Genomic DNA, 15,460 nt, shown 5'->3' with positions numbered 1-15,460 from the left:
GACTAAAAGCGGAAGCAGAAGCACGGGCAAGAGCAGAGGAAGAAGCACGATTAAAAGCAGAGGCACGTGCCAAGGCAGAAGAAGAAGCGCGATTAAAAGCAGAAGCACACGCCAGGGCAGAGGAAGAAGCAAGACTAAAGGCAGAAGCGCGAGCAAAAGCAGAGGAAGAAGCGCGACTAAAAGCAGAAGCGCGAGCAAAAGCAGAGGAAGAAGCGCGACTAAAAGCGGAAGAAGCCAGAGCAAGAGCAGAGGAAGAAGCACGGCGAAAAGAGGAAGAAGCGCGGGCAAGAGCAGAGGAAGAAGCACGGGCGAGGGAAGAAGCAGAAGCGCGAGCAAAAGCAGAGGAAGAAGCACGGCTAAAAGCGGAAGAAGCGCGAGCGAGAGCAGAAGAAGAAAATGAACGAGCCATAACGGCAAAGGCAAAGGAAGATCCTATTGAAGTAACCGTTATTAATGTAGAGAAACTTAAGGAAGTACCCGAAGGAATTGCGAAGAAAAATAATGCTGGGTTGCAAAAAGGCTTCCTCGACCAGCTGACTTCAGGAGTGCCATCCAACCAGCATGGATTAGCACAAAGCATGGTCTTGGGCACTTCAAATGCTGACGCATTAACAGATCAAAAAGTACAAAAGAAAAAGCAGAAGAAAATGAGTGACATGACAAAGACAGAGATGATTGACTATCTTGCAAAATTTCCGCCTATTGTACCAAAGCCTTACTGCGAGTTTAGAATTAATGGAAGAATTATCCGAGGACAGCTGGAAAAGAAGACAGGTGAAATGGTCTTTATTAAACAGGGATATGGTAAACGGCCGCTTAAATGTGATGTTAGGCAAATCGAAAAAGTTGCGATAATTAATCTATAAAAAAAAGGCTACTAGAGCAGTAGCCTTTCTTTCATTTATAGATTTGCTGTGGCGACTGGAGGCAGGCATGTAACTGCACAGAAGCAATTCAAGTCAACTGTGATGCAAATTCTTGTACGAACAATTGTAGTGGCTCTTTGCAGATTTTTAAAGAAGTCCTCAAACTCTAAGAACTTAGCGTTGTTTTGTTGGTTGCCTCCACCGCCATTTCCGTTTTCAATGCTAAGAAGCTCAAGTGTAGCACAGCAAGTATCTGTATCTACTTCATTCACACGGAATAAGAAGCTTTGGAAAACGTCATAAAGTGGCTGGTTTTGATTGTCCATCACGTTTCTAAGTGCACCAGTTGCGCTGAAAGGCTCGCAGCCGCATGTAAGCAGCAGAGGGATAGTGTCAAAAAGTGTTGTGGCTCCAAGAACCTCTCCTTTTAGCTCACCGATAGCGATCTCGCAGCTCGCATCGCAGCCGTTATTATTATCTACCATATCTTGTGCAGCTGCTACTGCAGCTAGTGTGTCACATACGCAGTTTTTAGTATCTTTATCATGTCCGCAACCCATTTCAAATTCCTCCTGAAAAATTATTATTGACTTATGTCACTTACAGAGTATGTTGAACAGTGATAAATGGTATCGGTAAATAGCCTATTTTTAATCAAAAACCAAATAACAAATATCCCGGTTATGTTATTTGGAAAATTGAAACTAGTTCATTTAGCAAAGTAAATCGGCATTGTTAAACAGGACGGCTATTTAGTTAATTTATTTACTGCCATTATAAGGAGGTTTTATTGTGTTCGAAAATGTATTTGATTTCTTTTTACTTGCGCTCGCCAGTTTTCGGATGACTAGACTAATTGTATTTGACACTATAACCGAATTTATAAGGGCTCCTTTTTTTGAAGACGAACAAGAAATAAATGAGCAGGGCCAAACAGAAATCTATATCGTACCCAAAAAAAGCGGCATAACAGGATTCATTGGACAGCTGCTAAGCTGTTATTGGTGTACGGGAGTATGGGTATCCATGATCTTCTATGGATTGTACCTGTATTTTCCTGGCATCTCCGGACCGGTTTTAGTTGTATTGGCTGTAGCAGGGCTGGCTGCCCTATTAGAAACAGTTGTTCAGCATATGGTTCAGGACTAGAGAAAATGTGCAGGGATTTTTGGGTGAAAGTTTAAACAATATTTGTACGTGCACATAAACTAAACGGTAGAGGAATTACGATTGGAGGCGAGCTTCATGATAAAAAAAATAAAGTCAACAGCAACGTCTCAGCCGCAGCAACAATCTACCGGCAAGAAAAAAGGCTGCGGATGCGGAAAAAAGAAAAAACGTAAATAAATGTTCCAGGGGAAATAGGGACTGTTCCTATTTCCTTTTTTATTTCCAAAAAATTGAAGCATATATTCCTATCAAAAGAAAACAATATGGAAAGTGAATATATGTAGGAGTGTGTGAAATATGGAGGGCATAAGTTTGCGGAATCAGGTCAGAATGGCCAAATTCTCTATTTGCATCGCGTTATTGTTTGCATTAGGCGGATGTTCTGAACAAAGTAAAAGCAAAAGTACCGAAACACGATTGTCTTTATTAAGAACAACTAATCCCCACCCCGCAGTCCTGGATGAAAAGGAAGAGGAATTTAAATTTGCCGAAAAACTGCAAAAAGAGGTTTTAAAGCAGCCTGAAATTTACGATGTTGCTATTATCATGGGCAAGAAAGAGGTCCTTGTGGCTTATAAAGTCCGGCATCTCCAACGCTTCAGGATGAAAAAAATCGAGAAAAACCTCACAAAAAAGCTTGAGAAACAATATCCGAAAGAAAAATTTATAGTCTCCAGTGATTATAAAATTTTCATCGAGGCGGTAGATCTGAACGAAAAACTGAAAGATCCGAAGTATTCCAGAAAAAAAGCGACCGATCAATTTAAAAGCATCATCAAATTACAAAAAGAACAAACATAGAGAAGGAGGGTTCTGAAATGGCTAATAAAAATAAGGAAAATTTAAAGATAAATCAGCAGGATTATAATAAGCTTCAAAAAAAGTACGAATTGAAAAGGCCAGTATGGCAGAACTGTATGAGAGCCTTCTTAGTCGGCGGAACAATTTGCCTGATTGGACAGGCCATCATGTATTTTTATATATACTTTTTTAATTTTACCGAGCAGACGGCCGGGAATCCAACGACGGCAACTTTAATCTTCTTTGCACTTCTGTTAACTGGCTTTGGTGTCTATGATCGCCTTGGACAGATGGGCGGCGCAGGAAGCGCAGTCCCGGTAACTGGATTTGGAAACGCAGTTATTTCAGCGGCGATTGAACATCGAACCGAAGGATATGTACTAGGTGTTGGAGGGAATATCTTTAAACTTGCAGGGTCTGTAATTGTTTTTGGAGTATTTTCTGCATTCGTTGTGGCACTGATAAAAACAATTGTCCTAATGGTAATCGGAGGGTAAATGATGCTTAAAGGGAAACAAACATGGCATTTTCATAATAAACCAATCATTGTCTCCACAGGAGTTACGGGTGGTCCGTTTGAAAAGAATGGAAAGCTGGCAGCAGATTTCGATGTGCTTTATGACGATCTTTGGATGCAGGAGGATACGTATGAAAAGGCGCATCGTCTTCTAGTGGAAAAGGCAGTGGAGAAGGCATTGGAAAAAGGAGGGATCACGGAGCAGGATGTGCAATTTTTCCTTGCAGGAGATTTGATTAATCAAATCACTCCTACCTCCTTTGCTGCACGAACATCTGGAATTCCATATTTCGGCTTATTCGGGGCATGCTCAACCTCAATGGAAGGGCTAGCGCTGTCATCGCTAATTATTAATTCAGGTGCAGCAAAATACGTCCTGACAGGAGCTTCCAGCCACAATGCAGCCGTAGAAAAGCAATTCCGCTACCCGACAGAATACGGCGGCCAAAAGCCACCTACAGCACAATGGACAATTACTGGAGCTGGCATGGCATTGCTGGCGTCAGGTGAAAACCACCCCGAGCCCCAGCTGCGGGTAACACATGCCACTATCGGCAGGGTAATCGACAAAGGGCTTAAGGATCCCTTCAATATGGGTGGAGCAATGGCTCCGGCAGCTGCGGATACGATCCTTGCCCATTTCCAGGACTTATCTTTGCCTGCTGATCATTACGATTTAGTTATCACAGGAGATCTCGCAACTATTGGCAGAGAGACAGCCCATGATCTTCTAAAAAAAGAAGGGCTAACGCTCCATAAAGATAAGTTCCGTGATTGCGGACTTATGATATATAACGAGGATCAGGAAGTTCAAGCCGGGGGAAGCGGTGCTGGCTGCTCAGCAACTGTACTGTATGGCCATATATTCAACCAAATGAAACAAGGAAAATACAAGCGGATACTAGCTATCGCAACTGGTGCCTTGCTGTCACCGCTCTCGTTCCAGCAAAAAGATTCCATACCGACAATCGCCCACGCAGTGGCAATCGAATTCGGAACAAACCAGGAACAAGAACTTAGTTAAATTTTAACAGTGACCGGGCAAGGAGATGTCGGTAAAAGTCTTAATTGTCAAGAACTAATCAGAATAAAGGAGGAAAGCGGAATGCTCCCAATGTTTTTCTGGGCCTTCGTCGTGGGAGGCGTTATCTGTGTAATTGGACAGCTTTTATTTGATATAGCAAAGCTTACCCCGGCACATACCTTAAGTTTGATGGTCGTTATCGGGGCGATATTGGATGGATTGGGCCTCTATGAACCGTTAATGGATTTCGCCGGAGCTGGGGCAACAGTACCAATCACGTCGTTTGGCAATTCGCTTGTTCACGGAGCAATGCAGGAGGCTGAAAAGCACGGACTCGTGGGTGTATTGACAGGAATGTTTGAAGTAACAAGCTCCGGTATTTCAGCAGCAATTGTTTTTGGTTTTATTGGTGCCCTTGTATTCAGGCCGAAAGGTTAAAGATGAGTAAATCGCCCAAACTGGTACTGATATACGCTTGCCTGGAAATTGGGCGAAACTATCTAGGACACCGCCCATACACAGACGTCCGCCATCACATATGTTAACAGTGTACTAAGCGAAAGCGAGGTGACATTGAATGTTTGGATATGGCGGATACGGATGCTGCGGTTATGGCTACGGAGGTTATGGTGGCGGCGGTTACGGCAGCTCTTTTGTTCTAATCGTAGTACTGTTTATTCTTTTAATTATCGTTGGAGCTTCCTTCAGCTACTAATTAAATGTAACGGAATAGGCTGCCAGGCCCATTCCGTTATTTATACATAATAATAAAATCGGCGTTTTCCTTATCACATATCTTCCTTTTCTGCATAAAATGGCAATACAGAGAAGGAGGGCTCGTGGATGGATAATAACTTTTTTAAGAATATGGAAAAGAAGACCGGTGTCAATATGAAGGATGTTTTTGACCTGGCTAATTCTCTGCAGGGTGCCAATTTTAAAGATGAAAAAACAGTGAGAAGTGTGATACAGCGAGTTTCAAAAATCGCTAATAAGCCGGTAAATAAAGAAACGGAAGATAAAATCGTCAAGTCCATTATAAAAGATGGCAAACAGCTTGATTTCGGCACACTTGCCCAAATGCTGAACAAGAAATAATGAAAGAAGGAGTCTGGCTTTATGGCCGACTCCTTCAAATCTTGAATATTTCCCGCTTGAAGTTTTCCAGAAGTTTGCAATAATCGTGCCGTTGTAGCACCAGTCATTTAACATTATAACTTTAATAATCTGGACTGATGAGCATTTTTGCCTCTCCTTGTGTGAGGAACCGAAAGATAAAGTTCAGTCTCCGCACGTGTCATTGCTACATATAAAAGCCTGCGTTCCTCTTCAAGAGCAGAACTGTCGCCCTTTCGAAGTGATTCGAGCGAATAATCATGGGGCATTCCTCCGTCAACAACGCCCAGGACATAAACGTTTTTATATTCAAGGCCTTTAGCTCTATGAATCGTTGTTAACTGGATGGCGTCGTTAAAATGTTTTGAAAGCTTTTTAACCTCGGAATTCATAGCTGTCATATGGTCGGTGTGTTCCAGAAATGCATTAATCGAATCAAAACGTTTTGCTGCCACCTTCAGATCACGTACATCATCTGATCCCTTTTCGATATTACCTTCATTTCCCCGTTTCTTTACAAAGTCCTGATAACCTAAATCCTTTTCAATGATCTCCAATGCCACTATAGGAGAAAGGCTGCGGAGTGATTGGATTTGCTTCGGCAAAGCCTTTAGCTTTTTCTGCTGAAAGGCATGTGCTGTTTTTATAAAAGCGAATGCCTCTGTCAAATCACAATCCTGTAGGATACTCTCTGCTTTTATCTCCTGCAGCACGCTCTGTTTCAGGAATAAAGAAGATATTATCTCTGATACAGCTTTCGCATCATTCGGATCCAGGCTAAGCCTCAAAAAGGCCAGCAGCCCCCTTACAATTCGACGATTGTAAAATGATTCGGCATCACTTTCAATCTTAAACGGCAAATTTGAAACAGCCAGCCTCTCAAACATTGCCCGCGACATGGAGTGGGTTCTGTATAGCACTGCAAAGTCTCCGGGACGCGCACCATCAGCAATTTTTTCTTGTATATCCGTAACAATCATCGTCGCTTCCTGTTCCTCATCATACGGATAAAACAGTGTGGGCGGGGGACCAAAATTATGTTGAGCGTGCATGGCTTTACTCATTCGGTTTTGATTTCGTTTAATAATACGGTTCGCTGTTGCGACGATCTCATGGGAAGAGCGGTAATTTTCAGTAAGCTTGATCACTTTCGCTCCTGGAAAGTGTCTGGAAAAATTCTGAATAAAGGATGGATCACTCCCGCGAAATGAATAGATAGACTGGTCATCGTCACCGACTACGCATACATTCCGGTTTCTGGCTGAAAGGCTAAGGATAAGCTCATACTGTACTTTATTGATATCTTGAAACTCATCAATCAAAAAATAGGAAAAGCGGTCTTGATATCTTTTGAGCAGCAGCGGGTTATTCCTTAGCAGCCTATGGCAGCCAACCAGCATATCATCAAAATCATACGTTCCAGTGTGCTCTTTATGCAGTTCATAGCGTTCGTACAGGATCTTGCAAGTTTCTTCCCATTCCGTTTCAGGCCGGACATCATTGGGGAACAGCAATGTATTTTTCCATAATCCTATTTGCTGCAACGCTTGATCATACGCAAATTCTTTTTCATCAAGTTCCAGCTCACGACCAGCTTTTTGAAGAATAGCCTGACGTTCCCAATCGCGGCTCAGAAGTAAATCCCTCCGCCATTTTTCAGGTTCATGGTGGATAAGAATTTTATAAAAGATGCTGTGAAAGGTTCCTGTCACGAGCTTATGAACAGCAGAAGCTTCAACCTTGGGATAGCTTAGTAGCCTTTCCTTCATTTCTTTAGCTGCCTTAGCCGTAAAAGTAACAAGCATAATGCTGCGTGGATCGATTCCAAGTTCAGTAATCATATAGGCGGTTCGAACCGTTAGCACCCGTGTTTTTCCGCTTCCTGCACCCGAAAGCAGCAATACAGGACCTTCAATTGCCGAGGCAGCTAGAAGCTGCTGCCCATCAAGGGTGATGCCGCTGGTGTTTAACTCGGACAAGTAATTTGCTGTGGGGCCGGGAGTAATAGAGATTTTTTCAGTGTGAGGCGGGTTTCCGGCAACTTGCTTGCTTTTTGTAAATGAGACTGGTTCTGTTTTTGGCTCCTTGGTAATTGAACGTGATCTAGGCATTCGAAACCCGTTTTGTTCTGCGAAAATATCTTCATGTGATTCATCCACAGGAGACATAGTGCTTTCTTCAACAAAACTCTTACAATTACTTTCCGTTTTATTAATATGGTAAAAATGTGGTTCCTCTTGGATACCCAGATAAAGTTTTACCGGCTTTTTACAATGCAGACAAGAAAGCTCGCCTTTTTTTCCATTTTCATAAAGGAATTGAAGACGCTCCGGACATAAAAAAACCAGGTCAACCGTATTATTTTGATAAATAGCTTTTTTCATAAGATCAAAACCTCAATGTACTAAAAAATTCGTCAACATTTATCATATCAAAACATAACATAAACAAAAAGACTACGTTTGTAGTGTTTACCTGGGTGGCAAATGGGGTAGAGAAAAGTTAACAGTATGTCCAAAGTACATAAAAAATGAGAGGTGGATATCATGGGTTACATAATACCTTTTACACATTATGATTACATTCAATACACGAATCGATCAGTGGAAGCAGACCAAAGGACCAATAGGCCGGTGCCGGGTATTCATAATATTCAGCCGGTGAATTTCAACCACTATATTAAAGAGCAGATTGACGAAACTGAAGCTGAACCAAAAATCGAGAAGAAAAAAGAAGCTGTCAGGGATTATTCTTTTATGTTCGATAGCAGCAAAAAGACAGTAGCACAAGAAATCATTTACCGGACCACAGCCGAAATGACCGGAAAAGGCGGGAATTTTAATACCGTCGTTTAACCAAGTGAGCCACATACGCTATATGCCAGTAAGCTAAATTTGCGAAAAAAAGGTTTTCGGGCGAAACCAGCCGACAATTAAGCGGAACAAGAACAGCAGCGATAAGCAAATATAGCTGGGATTAGGCGTGAAAAAGAGTTTATTAAGCTCAACCTCATTTTGGACACTGTAAGTTGGAACCCTATTGACCCGTACTGCTATCATTAGTGGTACGGGTTTTAAAATGTTTTCACACCATTAAAAAAAGGAGGACCTTGATTTCCGGTTGGTCCTCCTGTTCACTATTTTATATCTTTTTTTCCATAGATTTATGAGGAATCCCTGCATCCAGGAATTCTTCAGATACAGTGTCATAGCCAAGCTTTTCATAAAACGGAATAGCATGAGTTTGTGCATTCAGCTTAAGTTTCTTAATGCCTTTTTCCTTTGCATATTCTTCGATATGATCCATAATGGCCTTTCCGGCGCCTTTTACCCTGGAATTTGACAGAACGCAAATTCTTTCAACTTTGCCATTTCCGTCCAATGTACGGAACCGGCCGGCGCCGATTGGATAATCCTCGCTGTTATAAAGCACGAAATGTGCGGCTTCATTTTCATATTGATCGATTTCTTCTTCTTCAGGAACATTTTGTTCATGAATAAAAACGGTTTTTCGAACAAAATATGCATCCTCAAGCTCTTTTTGACTGGCTACAGTTTTAACCTTCACTTTCCTTATTCCTCTCCTAACCTAAACGTCTCATAAACAGTCCATGAACCATTTTCAAGCTGATAAAGCAAATGAACGCGATCAACTTGCTCTTCATGTCTCAAGTCAAGCATTCTCAGTTGGCCATAGACATCAGAATGCTCATCGTTAGATAGCTGCTGTCCAATCGTAATATGCGGAACGAATGAAAACTCTGACTTTTCGTTGAAAAAATCTTCTCCATGAAGGCTGTTATGAAGTGTTTCTAATTCATTTGTCATTTCGATTTTAAAGTAAATTGTATTATTAACTGGCTGAAAGGAGCTCACTTTTAAAACATTTAAAGAAAAAGGCTTCACTTTGCTCGTGATTTCTTCCAGCTTTGAGGCTATTTCCTTTATACGGTTATCGGTTGCTTCAAAAGGGCCTTTTAATGTTACGTGCGGAGGAATCAAGGCGTAATGCGGATCATACCGTTTACGATAGGAATTCGCAAGATCTTGAAGCTTTTTCGATGGAAAAATAGCAACACCATATTTCATAAGTAAACCTCCTGTACTGAAAAGTAATAAAATAATACATTCGTTAAACTATTATACCAAAATTTTCGGAAAATTGGGTAATGATAAAAGCCTAAGCCATTAGGCCCTTTTTAAAACATTTTCATTAAAGCTCTTTTTAAATCAGGCTGCCAATATTTCCAGCTATGTTCCCCGTCGAATTCATCATAAAAGCATGAAAATCCTTTTGACTGGAATAAAGCCTGCAATTCCCGGTTAGGCTCAATAAAATTCTTCTTTCTCCCATCAGTGGTTGGTACTTCAGTTTCGTTTTTGCCAATTACATGATACAGTTCAAGCAGCTGTGTATCCTGGAATTTTCTTACTTCTTCCATGACCTTATCATCAACATATGGTGACTGAAGAGCAACCTTCCCAAATGTATGCGGGTAACGCAGGGCAGTGAGCAGGGAAATTGTGGCCCCTAGCGAATCCCCGATTAATGCACGGCCCCTTCCCATGTGATAGCCGGGAAATTCCCGATCCAGAAATGGGACAAGTTCATGTGCGAGGAAACGCATATACGCCTGATGTTTTTCTCCCTCGGGATGGTATTTGCTTCTTCTGTCATTGACATTCCGATAAGGGATGCCAACGATAATGATATTTTCGATTTCACCCTCATGAAGAAGACTATCAGCGGTTCTGCCGATTCTGCCTAGCTGGAAATAATCCCTGCCATCCTGGGTAATCAAAATTGAATATTTATATAATGTTGAAAAAGAAGCAGGAAGGTAAATTAGCAATTCCATTTCTTCCCCAAGCTCCTCGCTGAACAAAGAGTACTCCTTAATTGTCCCCTTGGCGACATTCATTCTTAATTCCCCCTAAATTAAAAGTTGTAAGGGCTTACCACATATATTTTAGCATAAGTGGTATAATCATTTGAAAAAGCAGTTTTCAAAGGAGCTGGACGGGATGGCAAATAGGCGTGTACACAGCAAAGAAGTGACAGCAGCCGCATTAAAAGCACTGAAAACGCGCGGTGTATCTCTGGAAGCGATTGCTGAAATCGTATATGAAATGCAATTTCCTTATCATAATAACTTAACTCTTGAAGAATGTCTGGTCAGCGTTGAAAAGGTGCTGGTAAAAAGGGAAATCCAGCATGCGATCTTGGTTGGCGTAGAATTGGACATGCTGGCAGAACAAAAGAAATTATCTGAGCCGCTCCAGAGCATTGTTGAATCCGACGAAGGGTTATTTGGGGTTGATGAAACCATCGCCTTCGGAGCAGTTCTAGGCTATGGAAGCATTGGCGTTACAACATTCGGTCATTTGGACAAGAATAAAATCGGAATTATCAGGGACCTGGATACAAAAAAAGGGGATAAGGTCCATACCTTCCTTGATGATTTGGTCGCAAGCATCGCTGCCAGCGCAGCTTCAAGGCTCGCCCATAGATTGCGAGATGAAGAGGAAGCTCTTTCTGAAAAAGAGAAACAACTTCGCGAGAATGAAGAAATGATTGGTTAAGAGTACTTTAGATGAAATCCGGCGCCGAAGAGGCTGCCGGATTTTTTCGGTAGTTTAAAAAGGATCTTTTTTTACATAGCACGTGCTAGAACTGCTCATTGTATAGTCCGCTTGAATTTTCTATTTTAGTAAAAATGAAAAAAGTATTGAAACATTTAAAATTTTATTAATTTACAGTAAAGTTAGAATTGTTTAACAATTATTTGGGTTAATATGGTAAGATAGAATAGTATATTTATATGCTTCTAAAAGGGGGAATTTAAATGAAACGAAAGAGTTTTATTTTTCCAGCGATTCTTTTGCTGGTGCTGTCAATGATCCTCGCTGCATGCGGTGGCGGCGAGGCGGAAAAGACTTCAGGTGAGGGTGGAGAGAAAGAAGAAACCGATGGAAAGAAACAGTTCCTAAATCTTGTAACAGGCGGAACAGGCGGTACATACTATCCACTTGGCGGAGCTTTCGCTGATATCATTACAGATAATACAAACGCCGAAACGACAGCACAGTCTTCAGGTGCATCTGCCGAAAACATGGAAGCGCTCAAGGCAGGAGATGCTGATATTGCATTCACCCAAACGGACATCGCTTCATACGCAACGGAAGGGAAGCTAATGTTTGAAGGCAAGGCGATTGATAATGTAAACGCAATTGCATCCCTTTATCCTGAAACGGTACAAGTTGTAACGTTAGCCAAATCGGGCATCACAAAGGTGGAAGATCTAAAAGGGAAAGTAGTTTCCGTCGGTGCTCCCGGATCAGGAATTTATGCCAATGCTGAGCAAATCCTTGAGATTCATGGCATGACAATGAAGGATATCAAGCCTCAAAACTTATCATTGGATGAATCCTCAGGCGGAATTCAGGATGGAACAATTGACGCAGCCATTATCACTTCGGGTGTTCCAACAGGAGCGGTTGAAAGTTTGGCTGCGACTTCAGATGTTGTGCTCCTTCCAATTGCTGACGACAAAATCAAAGCATTGATCGAAAAATATCCGTATTATGCAGAGGATGAAGTTCCTGCGAATACTTACAAAATCAAAGAAGCAGTTAAAACAGTATCTGTTCAGGCAATGCTTGTTGCAAGAGATGATCTGGATGAACAGCTTGTATATGACATCACCAAAGCTCTATATGAAAACATGGACAAAGTAACACATGCAAAAGGTAAATTGATCAAAGTAGAAAACGCATTAAACGGAGTAAGTATAGACGTTCATCCAGGTGCTAAAAAATATTTTGATGAAAAAGGCGTTAAATAGTTAACAAAAAAAGAGTGATAGACCGATCAAGGAATCGGTCTATCTTTTAATTAATGGTGTATTTATGAATAGTAAAACACGAGGAAGATTGAAGCAGGTTTACATATTCATTTTGATTAAACTCTCCGTCTTAGCGGTGCTATTTGTCCCCTATCAGTCTGCGCTGGTTTTCCAGTTCGAAAAAACGGATAAAGTATTGGCTTTTCTTCCGATTGAAAAAGATGAGAGCTTCAGCATGGAGTATACACATTCCATTCATCTTTCCAAGGTTGTTGAAATGTACAAGCTGCAAGATAACGGGAAAATTAAGCAGATTGGGTTGATGTACGAGGATTTCGGCATTGGGATGCCTGAGAACGCAGGTAAGGGAGAAACGTTCACAAAGAAAGACGGCAAATACTATATAGGAAACATGAATCGGGTCTTTCCATATATTGATCTTCGGATTGGGAAAGTAAGAGCAAACCATACGGTGTTATACCAAAATACACCTTATCCATTGAAGGACAGCATTGAACCGGGGACATGGGTAAGAATCACATGGAAACAACTTAATATGTGGCAGCAACTGAAGGGAGTGAACATCATTGGAAGAAAATAAATTTCAGGCACTATCACAGGAAGAACAGCAGGAGCTGATTGAAAAGTACGATCCGGAGGCAGGCACACGAAAGTTGACAGGACTGACCGCAAAGATTGCGTTTTTCGGATTGCTTGCCTTTTCTATTTTTCAGATTTATACCGCGGCCTTTAAGCCATTAATGGCTCAATTGCAACGTTCAGTACATCTTGGGTTTGGCCTTTCTTTAATTTTCCTTCTTTTTCCTGCAAGCAAGAAGCTGAGAAAAAAGGGCGGAGTCGCTTGGTATGATGCGATACTGGCAGTCTTATCTGTCGGGGTGGGTGCCTACTGGCCGCTCATGATGGAAGATCTGGTGATGCGTGTCGGGAGGCTGACAACCCTGGACTTCGCTGTTGGAATCATCGCGATCCTACTGGTGCTGGAAGCTACGAGACGGACAGTTGGTTTGCCAATCACCATTATCGCAGCCATATTTATGGTCTATGCTCTCTATGGGCCGTATATGCCTGGATTTTTGGCACACAGAGGATTAACCGTTGAACGGCTCGTGCAGACGATGTTCTTTACAACTGAAGGTATCCTGGGTACTCCGCTTGGTGTATCTTCAACCTTTATCTTTGTGTTTCTTTTATTTGGAGCATTTCTCATTAAAACCGGTGTTGGGGAATATTTCAATGATCTTGCCGTTCTAATCGCCGGGAAGAGAATCGGGGGTCCCGCAAAGGTCGCCATTTTCTCAAGTGCTCTTCAAGGAACGATTAGCGGAAGTTCTGTTGCTAACGTAGTAACCTCAGGTGCCTTTACTATTCCGATGATGAAGCGGCTAGGGTATAAAAAAGAATTTGCCGGAGCTGTTGAAGCGTCTGCTTCTACCGGGGGACAGTTAATGCCTCCGATTATGGGTGCTGCAGCCTTTTTGATGGTTGAATTCATCGGAGGGGGAATTACCTACTGGGATATTGCAAAAGCGGCCGCTATCCCTGCGGTCCTTTATTTTGCAGGAATTTGGATTATGACTCATTTTGAAGCAAAGCGGCTTGGCCTTCGCGGTTTGAAGGATGATGAACTGCCAAATCGGGCCGAGGTACTGAAAAAACTATACTTATTAATCCCTATTGTTTCCATAATTGCGCTGCTTATGACGGATATAAGCGTTATGCGCGGTGCCTTATGGTCCATTTTGATTACAGTAGCAGTCAGTGCAATCCGCAAAGAAACGCGTATAGGTTTCAGAGGATTTATTGATGCTTTGATAGACGGTGCCAGAACAGCTTTAGCTGTTGCTGCAGCCACTGCAGCGGCAGGGATCATTGTCGGTGTTGTAACAAAAACCGGTCTCGGCCTAAAAATGGCAAATGGGCTTATTGATCTGGCGGCAGGAATGACTTCTTCACCAAAAGGCGTATTAATATTAACATTGTTCTTTACGATGGTTGCATCATTGATACTTGGTATGGGATCGCCAACAACTGCGAACTACGTTATTACCTCAACAATTGCTGCGCCTGCCATTATTCTATTGGGTGTACCTGATCTATCTGCCCACTTATTCGTATTTTACTTCGGTATCATCGCCGACATTACTCCTCCAGTTGCCCTGGCTGCTTTTGCCGCTGCGGGTGTTTCAGGCGGAGAACCGATACGTACTGGGGTTATTTCCTCGAAGCTGGCGATTGCTGCCTTTATCATTCCGTATGTGTTCGTACTGTCACCGGAAATGCTTATGATTGACACAACCTGGTACGGCACTGCATGGGTAGTCTTTACATCCATGTGCGGGATGATTGCCATTGGCGCCGGCATGATTGGCTATTGGTATCGAAAGGTAATGGCAATAGAGCGGGTATTTGCCGTTATTGCCGGCTTGCTGCTGATTTATCCAGAACGGATTTCGGATATTACTGGATTAGTGCTCTTTGGGATTTTGTTTGTCTTGCAGGTATTCATTAAAAAAGAAGATAAAAATAAACCTGCTGCTTCTGAGCAAACTTTGTCCAACTGATCCATCAATGTTTAAAACACTTTTGAATCCTTTAGCGTCTTCCTGCGGGAAGGCGTTTTTTCTAATAAGAAAGAATAACTTTTATAACATGTACGATGTCTAGCTCCAGCGCTCAGCTACTTTTTTTCAGTAGGAAAATAAAGCCCCGACGCACAGGATGTGGCGATTTTTAGCCGTTCATCCACTATTCATGGCGCTTTTCGCTTTTCTTAAAAAAACTGAATAAACAAGCTGAATAGTCACTTGTACGTTTCACCTTTACGATGCACAGCATTTAATAATAGTAGGTGCTTGGACATTTATTTTGTGATGGTATGGAGGAACGAATGCAAGAGCAACGGGATGTAGAGGAAAAAGATATTTATATGCTGTAAAGTCCTGTTGGAAATTAGATGTAAAAAAGAGGCTGCGGAAAAGAGGCTGGTTAAATGAAGAATGTTACCGCTAATAAGTAATGCGCTGTGAAAGGAAAAGGATATCCTCCTTTGACCCGCCGGACAAGCTTGGGACTTTTCATTCCCCCCCCCCCCCCCCCCC

At 42.0% G+C, this 15,460-nt stretch carries 17 protein-coding genes and 1 pseudogene; 13 read left to right on the top strand and 5 right to left on the bottom strand.

Annotation, left to right across the window (positions count from 1 at the left end; translation table 11 throughout):
- Positions 1–866, top strand: an 866-nt coding sequence (locus D0469_RS10255) for a CotO family spore coat protein (protein ID WP_199478471.1), incomplete at its 5' end; no start/stop codon positions are given.
- 35 nt (positions 867–901) lie between these two features.
- On the opposite strand, the gene D0469_RS10250 is transcribed toward D0469_RS10255, so the two are convergent.
- Entirely contained in the window at positions 902–1,426 is a 525-nt protein-coding gene (locus D0469_RS10250) for a CotY/CotZ family spore coat protein (protein ID WP_117326649.1), read from the bottom strand.
- A 232-nt stretch (positions 1,427–1,658) separates the two neighbouring features.
- Between D0469_RS10250 and D0469_RS10245 the strand changes: the two genes are divergently transcribed.
- From D0469_RS10245 to D0469_RS10215, 7 genes and pseudogenes are all read left to right on the top strand, one after another.
- Positions 1,659–2,015 carry a DUF1360 domain-containing protein gene (locus tag D0469_RS10245; protein ID WP_267897302.1) on the top strand — a complete coding sequence of 119 codons (357 nt, stop codon included), beginning with the start codon at positions 1,659–1,661 and terminating at the stop codon, positions 2,013–2,015.
- Positions 2,016–2,333: 318 nt separating this feature from the next.
- Complete coding sequence (locus tag D0469_RS10240) at positions 2,334–2,837, top strand: YhcN/YlaJ family sporulation lipoprotein (protein WP_233523019.1); 504 nt, start codon at positions 2,334–2,336, stop codon at positions 2,835–2,837.
- Positions 2,838–2,854: 17 nt separating this feature from the next.
- Positions 2,855–3,334, top strand: coding sequence for a stage V sporulation protein AC (gene spoVAC, locus D0469_RS10235; RefSeq protein WP_117326648.1), 480 nt, complete (start codon positions 2,855–2,857; stop codon positions 3,332–3,334).
- Between the two features lie 3 nt (positions 3,335–3,337).
- Entirely contained in the window at positions 3,338–4,378 is a 1,041-nt protein-coding gene (spoVAD, locus tag D0469_RS10230; RefSeq protein WP_117326651.1) for a stage V sporulation protein AD, read from the top strand.
- Between the two features lie 81 nt (positions 4,379–4,459).
- A complete protein-coding gene (gene spoVAE / locus D0469_RS10225) occupies positions 4,460–4,816 on the top strand; it encodes a stage V sporulation protein AE (protein WP_117326647.1) in 357 nt (118 codons plus the stop codon).
- Between the two features lie 205 nt (positions 4,817–5,021).
- Positions 5,022–5,093 (top strand): annotated as a pseudogene (locus tag D0469_RS22135) (YjcZ family sporulation protein); the annotation flags it as partial.
- A gap of 128 nt (positions 5,094–5,221) precedes the next feature.
- Positions 5,222–5,476, top strand: a complete 255-nt coding sequence (locus D0469_RS10215; RefSeq protein ID WP_117326645.1) for a stage VI sporulation protein F — start codon at positions 5,222–5,224, stop codon at positions 5,474–5,476.
- A gap of 113 nt (positions 5,477–5,589) precedes the next feature.
- Here D0469_RS10215 and D0469_RS10210 read toward each other — a convergent pair whose 3' ends face one another.
- The gene (locus D0469_RS10210; protein WP_117326644.1) at positions 5,590–7,878 is read right to left on the bottom strand and encodes a UvrD-helicase domain-containing protein; all 2,289 of its coding nucleotides are present in this window, start codon (positions 7,876–7,878) and stop codon (positions 5,590–5,592) included.
- A gap of 162 nt (positions 7,879–8,040) precedes the next feature.
- On the opposite strand from D0469_RS10210, the gene D0469_RS10205 reads away from it, so the two are divergent.
- The gene (locus D0469_RS10205) at positions 8,041–8,349 is read left to right on the top strand and encodes a hypothetical protein (protein ID WP_117326643.1); all 309 of its coding nucleotides are present in this window, start codon (positions 8,041–8,043) and stop codon (positions 8,347–8,349) included.
- Between the two features lie 286 nt (positions 8,350–8,635).
- On the opposite strand, the gene D0469_RS10200 is transcribed toward D0469_RS10205, so the two are convergent.
- The 3 genes from D0469_RS10200 to D0469_RS10190 all read right to left on the bottom strand — a co-directional run bounded on the left by D0469_RS10200 (position 8,636) and on the right by D0469_RS10190 (position 10,415).
- A complete protein-coding gene (locus tag D0469_RS10200) occupies positions 8,636–9,061 on the bottom strand; it encodes a GNAT family N-acetyltransferase (RefSeq protein WP_117326642.1) in 426 nt (141 codons plus the stop codon).
- 5 nt (positions 9,062–9,066) lie between these two features.
- Positions 9,067–9,582, bottom strand: coding sequence for a YjcG family protein (locus D0469_RS10195; protein ID WP_117326641.1), 516 nt, complete (start codon positions 9,580–9,582; stop codon positions 9,067–9,069).
- Between the two features lie 110 nt (positions 9,583–9,692).
- Entirely contained in the window at positions 9,693–10,415 is a 723-nt protein-coding gene (locus tag D0469_RS10190) for an alpha/beta hydrolase (protein ID WP_117326640.1), read from the bottom strand.
- A 103-nt stretch (positions 10,416–10,518) separates the two neighbouring features.
- Between D0469_RS10190 and D0469_RS10185 the strand changes: the two genes are divergently transcribed.
- From D0469_RS10185 to D0469_RS10170, 4 genes are all read left to right on the top strand, one after another.
- On the top strand, positions 10,519–11,076 hold the full coding sequence (locus tag D0469_RS10185; RefSeq protein WP_117326650.1) for a phosphatidylglycerophosphatase A family protein: 558 nt from the start codon (positions 10,519–10,521) through the stop codon (positions 11,074–11,076).
- A gap of 263 nt (positions 11,077–11,339) precedes the next feature.
- The gene (locus D0469_RS10180; protein WP_117326639.1) at positions 11,340–12,338 is read left to right on the top strand and encodes a TAXI family TRAP transporter solute-binding subunit; all 999 of its coding nucleotides are present in this window, start codon (positions 11,340–11,342) and stop codon (positions 12,336–12,338) included.
- A 64-nt stretch (positions 12,339–12,402) separates the two neighbouring features.
- Positions 12,403–12,939 carry a DUF1850 domain-containing protein gene (locus D0469_RS10175; RefSeq protein ID WP_117326638.1) on the top strand — a complete coding sequence of 179 codons (537 nt, stop codon included), beginning with the start codon at positions 12,403–12,405 and terminating at the stop codon, positions 12,937–12,939.
- Complete coding sequence (locus tag D0469_RS10170) at positions 12,926–14,923, top strand: TRAP transporter permease (RefSeq protein ID WP_117326637.1); 1,998 nt, start codon at positions 12,926–12,928, stop codon at positions 14,921–14,923. Before D0469_RS10175 ends, D0469_RS10170 begins: the two co-directional genes overlap by 14 nt.
- Positions 14,924–15,460: the final 537 nt, after the last annotated feature.

This window comes from Peribacillus saganii (assembly GCF_003429095.1).
Classification (GTDB): domain Bacteria; phylum Bacillota; class Bacilli; order Bacillales; family DSM-1321; genus Peribacillus; species Peribacillus saganii.
This window is presented reverse-complemented; position numbering and strand designations above follow the sequence as displayed.